This is a genomic window from Micromonospora sp. NPDC002575 (assembly GCF_042889525.1).
GTDB classification, from domain to species: Bacteria; Actinomycetota; Actinomycetes; order Mycobacteriales; family Micromonosporaceae; genus Micromonospora; species Micromonospora carbonacea.
In genome coordinates this window covers 1-6,092 of sequence record NZ_JBIARA010000046.1, presented here as the reverse complement: position 1 = coordinate 6,092, position 6,092 = coordinate 1, and the positions used below count along the sequence as shown (strand labels likewise).

The window sequence follows — 6,092 nt, the reverse complement described above, 5'->3', positions numbered from 1 at the left end:
CGGACGTCGATATCCCGGCCGCCTCCACGCCGTACGCGCTCAGCCCCGACTCGAACTGGCCGTAGCAGGCGAAGAACAGCACGAAACCGAGCACCATGAGCTGCACCATCGCGCGGTTGCCGAGCAGCTGCCTCCAGCCGCCCCTCGCGGACGGCACGGGTGCTCCGGCCACGCGGGGTGCGTGCGGTACCCGCACGGTCGACATCACGACGACCAGCAGCAGGAACATCGCCGCCTCGATCATGAAGAGCAGAGTGAACGACGACACCCGCGAGATGTCGACGAGGTGGCCGCCTATCAGACCACCCACACCGAGCCCCAGGTTCTGCAGGAAGAACTGCATCGCGAACGCGCGCGACCGCGTCTCCGCGGTGGAGCAGTCCACGATCATCGTCGCCAGCGCCGGCTGCATCACGGCCTGACCGGCCCCGAGCGCCGCGGCCGACAGCAGCACCGCCGCCGCGCCGCCCGCGAGACCGAGGCTCAACGCGCCCAGAGCGGCGGTGACCAGAGCGGTGAGCAGTACGGGAAGCGGGCCGCGCCGCACGATCGCCCGGCCGGCGAACGGCAGCACGACCAGCGCGGCCACCGCGAAGACCGCGAGGACCGACCCCGCCGTCGTGGCTCCCAGACCCCGCACCTGCGCCACATAGACGTACAGGTAGGGGACTGTGAAGCCGAGCCCGAACGCACTGAGTGCGTTGCCCACGTGGATCCGGCGCATCGCTGCGCCCATCGCCCTGGTCACGTTCACCTCATCCGGTACTAGTCCGGTAGTAGTTAGGAGTGAAGACTTCGAAGCTAAACTTCGAATCTAAACAGTACACCTCGAAGGACTTCGACGCCAAGCCGCTCCGTGCGATACTTCGGCCATGGCCGACAACCCCGGCGTCAGCGAGCCGACCCTCGACGAACAGATCGCCGCCTACCAGCGCGAGTTCCGGGACCTCGATCCCCAGGTGGAGCAGATCGTCTCGGCGCTCTCCCGCCTGAACCGGCGGATGAACGTGGCCTACGGCCGCCAGACGGCGGCGCTCGGCATCAGCAACGCCGAGTGGGAGGTCCTCAAGGCCCTCGTCCTGTCCGGTGCCCCCTATCGGATGGGTCCCAGCGAGCTCGCCAAGGGACTGGGGCTCACCCCGGCCGCGATGACACACCGGATCGACCGGATGGTCACCGAAGGGCTGGTCACCCGCGAGCGCGACGAGTCCAACCGGGTCCGGGTGATCGTCGAGCTGACGCCGGACGGCCGGGAGAAGTGGCTGGAGGCCATGCGTATGGCGTCGGTCTTCGAGGAGGGACTCCTCCAGGACCTCACCCCGGCCGAGCGCACGGTTCTCGGCGAGGTGCTGGCCCGGCTGCTGCGCCGGGTGGAGGACGCCCAGCCCGACGCCGGCGGGCGCCTCACCGACCTCGACTGACGAGGGGGTCCCGGAGGCCACGAAGAGGCCACTTGACACCCCCCTCCCCGATCCGTAGAGTTCTCCGGGTTGCCGCCGGGCCGTAACGGTTCTGCGACAGCACCTCCCGCCGCAGCAGCGGCACCCCACACCACTCAGCACGATCTCCCGACGGGATCGAATTCGGCATGTCTGAATTCGAATACGCACGGGACTCCGCGCTCCCGGTCGGCTCGATTGGGAATCACAGAGCGGATCCGCTAGGGTTTGGGGCGTCGGAACGGCCCAGCAGCCGGGAAGACAAACCCTCCTGACAGGGAGTCAGACGCCGAAAGGGTCTGATAAAGTCGGAGCCGCCGGAAAGGGAATCGCGGAAGCGGGAACCTGGAAAGCGCCGAGGAAATCGGATCGGAAAGGTCTGATAGAGTCGGGGACACCGAAGGGAAGCGCCCGGAGGAAAGCCCGAGAGGGTGAGTACGAAGGAAGCGTCCGTTCCTTGAGAACTCAACAGCGTGCCAAAAGTCAACGCCAGATATGTTGATACCCCGTCTGCCGGATGTTTCCGGCGGCGAGGTTCCTTTGAAACAACACAGCGAGGACGCTGTGGGCCGGGAGGATCATTCCTTCTCCTGGTCCCGCTCTCGTGGTGTTCGCCCCGGTGACGGGGAAAGCATTCACGGAGAGTTTGATCCTGGCTCAGGACGAACGCTGGCGGCGTGCTTAACACATGCAAGTCGAACGATGAACCGGTTTCGGCCGGGGATTAGTGGCGAACGGGTGAGTAACACGTGGGCAATCTGCCCTGCACTCTGGGACAAGCCCTGGAAACGGGGTCTAATACCGGATATGACCGTCTTGGGCATCCTTGACGGTGTAAAGCTCCGGCGGTGCAGGATGAGCCCGCGGCCTATCAGCTTGTTGGTGAGGTAGTGGCTCACCAAGGCGACGACGGGTAGCCGGCCTGAGAGGGCGACCGGCCACACTGGGACTGAGACACGGCCCAGACTCCTACGGGAGGCAGCAGTGGGGAATATTGCACAATGGGCGGAAGCCTGATGCAGCGACGCCGCGTGAGGGACGACGGCCTTCGGGTTGTAAACCTCTTTCAGCAGGGAAGAAGCGCAAGTGACGGTACCTGCAGAAGAAGCGCCGGCTAACTACGTGCCAGCAGCCGCGGTAATACGTAGGGCGCAAGCGTTGTCCGGAATTATTGGGCGTAAAGAGCTCGTAGGCGGCTTGTCGCGTCGGTTGTGAAAGCCCGGGGCTTAACCCCGGGTCTGCAGTCGATACGGGCAGGCTAGAGTTCGGTAGGGGAGATCGGAATTCCTGGTGTAGCGGTGAAATGCGCAGATATCAGGAGGAACACCGGTGGCGAAGGCGGATCTCTGGGCCGATACTGACGCTGAGGAGCGAAAGCGTGGGGAGCGAACAGGATTAGATACCCTGGTAGTCCACGCCGTAAACGGTGGGCACTAGGTGTGGGCAACATTCCACGTTGTCCGTGCCGCAGCTAACGCATTAAGTGCCCCGCCTGGGGAGTACGGCCGCAAGGCTAAAACTCAAAGGAATTGACGGGGGCCCGCACAAGCGGCGGAGCATGTGGCTTAATTCGACGCAACGCGAAGAACCTTACCAAGGCTTGACATACGCCGGAAAGCATCAGAGATGGTGCCCCCCTTGTGGTCGGTGTACAGGTGGTGCATGGCTGTCGTCAGCTCGTGTCGTGAGATGTTGGGTTAAGTCCCGCAACGAGCGCAACCCTTGTCCCGTGTTGCCAGCAGGCCCTTGTGGTGCTGGGGACTCACGGGAGACCGCCGGGGTCAACTCGGAGGAAGGTGGGGACGACGTCAAGTCATCATGCCCCTTATGTCTTGGGCTGCACACGTGCTACAATGGCCGGTACAATGAGCTGCGATACCGTGAGGTGGAGCGAATCTCAAAAAGCCGGTCTCAGTTCGGATTGGGGTCTGCAACTCGACCCCATGAAGTCGGAGTCGCTAGTAATCGCAGATCAGCATTGCTGCGGTGAATACGTTCCCGGGCCTTGTACACACCGCCCGTCACGTCACGAAAGTCGGTAACACCCGAAGCCGGTGGCCCAACCCTTGTGGAGGGAGCTGTCGAAGGTGGGACTGGCGATTGGGACGAAGTCGTAACAAGGTAGCCGTACCGGAAGGTGCGGCTGGATCACCTCCTTTCTAAGGAGCACTTCTAGCCAGGCTTGCCTGGTTCAGAGGCCAGTACACCGGCGAGTGTCCGGTGCTGGTTGCTCATGGGTGGAACGTTGACTATTCGGCATGGTCCAGGACGGGCCAGGCGCTAGTACTGCCTCTTCGGGGGTGTGGAACGCTGATCTGGCCGGCTGGCTGTGCCGGGCGCGCTGTTGGGTGTCTGAGGGTTCGGCCGTGGGGCCGGGTCTTCGGTTGCCGGTCCCGGTACAGGTCTGCTTCGGTGGGCTGTGACGGGTGGCTGGTCGTTGTTTGAGAACTGCACAGTGGACGCGAGCATCTGTGGCCAAGTTTTTAAGGGCGCACGGTGGATGCCTTGGCACCAGGAACCGATGAAGGACGTGGGAGGCCGCGATAGTCCCCGGGGAGTCGTCAACCAGGCTTTGATCCGGGGGTTTCCGAATGGGGAAACCCGGCAGTCGTCATGGGCTGTCACCCGCTGCTGAACACATAGGCAGTGTGGAGGGAACGAGGGGAAGTGAAACATCTCAGTACCCTCAGGAAGAGAAAACAACCGTGATTCCGGGAGTAGTGGCGAGCGAAACCGGATGAGGCTAAACCGTATGTGTGTGAGACCCGGCAGGGGTTGCGCGTGCGGGGTTGTGGGATCTCTCTTTCACGGTCTGCCGGCCGTGAGGCGAGTGAGAAACCGTTGATGTAGGCGAAGGACATGCGAAAGGTCCGGCGTAGAGGGTAAGACCCCCGTAGCTGAAATGTCAGCGGCTTGTTTGAGAGACACCCAAGTAGCACGGGGCCCGAGAAATCCCGTGTGAATCTGGCGGGACCACCCGCTAAGCCTAAATATTCCCTGGTGACCGATAGCGGATAGTACCGTGAGGGAATGGTGAAAAGTACCCCGGGAGGGGAGTGAAATAGTACCTGAAACCGTGTGCCTACAAGCCGTGGGAGCACTTTGGTGTGACTGCGTGCCTTTTGAAGAATGAGCCTGCGAGTTTGCGGTGTGTTGCGAGGTTAACCCGTGTGGGGGAGCCGTAGCGAAAGCGAGTCCGAAGAGGGCGTTTGAGTAGCACGCTCAAGACCCGAAGCGGAGTGATCTAGCCATGGGCAGGTTGAAGCGGAGGTAAGACTTCGTGGAGGACCGAACCCACCAGGGTTGAAAACCTGGGGGATGACCTGTGGTTAGGGGTGAAAGGCCAATCAAACTCCGTGATAGCTGGTTCTCCCCGAAATGCATTTAGGTGCAGCGTCGTGTGTTTCTTGCCGGAGGTAGAGCACTGGATAGGCGATGGGCCCTACCGGGTTACTGACCTTAGCCAAACTCCGAATGCCGGTAAGTGAGAGCGCGGCAGTGAGACTGTGGGGGATAAGCTCCATGGTCGAGAGGGAAACAGCCCAGAGCATCGACTAAGGCCCCTAAGCGTACGCTAAGTGGGAAAGGATGTGGAGTCGCACAGACAACCAGGAGGTTGGCTTAGAAGCAGCCATCCTTGAAAGAGTGCGTAATAGCTCACTGGTCTAGTGATTCCGCGCCGACAATGTAGCGGGGCTCAAGCGTACCGCCGAAGTCGTGTCATTGCAGCATGTACTCTTAACGGAGGCTGTGATGGGTAGGGGAGCGTCGTCTGCCGGGTGAAGCGGCACTGGAAGGTAGTCGTGGACGGTTGACGAGTGAGAATGCAGGCATGAGTAGCGATTCACACGTGGGAAACGTGTGCGCCGATTGACTAAGGGTTCCTGGGTCAAGCTGATCTGCCCAGGGTAAGTCGGGACCTAAGGCGAGGCCGACAGGCGTAGTCGATGGATAACCGGTTGATATTCCGGTACCCGCTGTGGAGCGTCAAACATCGAGCATCGTGATGCTAAGGCCGTGAAGCCGCCCTGATCTCTTCGGAGTTGAGGGGAGTGGTGGAGCCGCTGAACCGAGCGGTTAGTAGGTGAGTGATGGGGTGACGCAGGAAGGTAGTCCATCCCGGGCGGTGGTTGTCCCGGGGTAAGGGTGTAGGTCTCAAGGCAGGTAAATCCGCCTTGTGTATGGCTGAGACCTGATGCCGAGCCGATTGTGGTGAAGTGGATGATCCTATGCTGTCGAGAAAAGCCTCTAGCGAGTTTCATGGCGGCCCGTACCCTAAACCGACTCAGGTGGTCAGGTAGAGAATACCGAGGCGTTCGGGTGAACTATGGTTAAGGAACTCGGCAAAATGCCCCCGTAACTTCGGGAGAAGGGGGGCCATGCCTGGTGATCATCTTTACGGTGTGAGCTGGGTGTGGCCGCAGAGACCAGCGAGAAGCGACTGTTTACTAAAAACACAGGTCCGTGCGAAGCCGTAAGGCGATGTATACGGACTGACGCCTGCCCGGTGCTGGAACGTTAAGGGGACCGGTTAGTCACATTTCGGTGTGGCGAAGCTGAGAACTTAAGCGCCAGTAAACGGCGGTGGTAACTATAACCATCCTAAGGTAGCGAAATTCCTTGTCGGGTAAGTTCCGACCTGCACGAATGGCG

The 6,092-nt window shown here is 61.3% G+C and carries 2 protein-coding genes and 2 rRNA genes; 3 read left to right on the top strand and 1 reads right to left on the bottom strand.

Annotated features, from left to right (window positions below; translation table 11 throughout):
• A partial coding sequence (locus tag ACFYWL_RS30800) for an MFS transporter (protein ID WP_386980210.1) occupies nucleotides 1–748 on the bottom strand: 748 nt, incomplete at its 3' end.
• 124 nt (nucleotides 749–872) lie between these two features.
• Here ACFYWL_RS30800 and ACFYWL_RS30795 point away from each other — a divergent pair.
• The 3 genes from ACFYWL_RS30795 to ACFYWL_RS30785 form a co-directional block, all read left to right on the top strand.
• Entirely contained in the window at nucleotides 873–1,421 is a 549-nt protein-coding gene (locus tag ACFYWL_RS30795) for a MarR family winged helix-turn-helix transcriptional regulator (RefSeq protein ID WP_386980207.1), read from the top strand.
• 652 nt (nucleotides 1,422–2,073) lie between these two features.
• Nucleotides 2,074–3,598: ribosomal RNA gene (locus ACFYWL_RS30790) — 16S ribosomal RNA — on the top strand.
• A gap of 314 nt (nucleotides 3,599–3,912) precedes the next feature.
• A 23S ribosomal RNA gene (locus ACFYWL_RS30785) occupies nucleotides 3,913–6,092 on the top strand; the annotation flags it as partial.

Coding starts and splice junctions, on each gene's coding strand:
- ACFYWL_RS30795 (WP_386980207.1), top strand. CDS start 873: ATGGCCGACAACCCCGGCGTCAGCGAGCCGACCCTCGACGAACAGATC.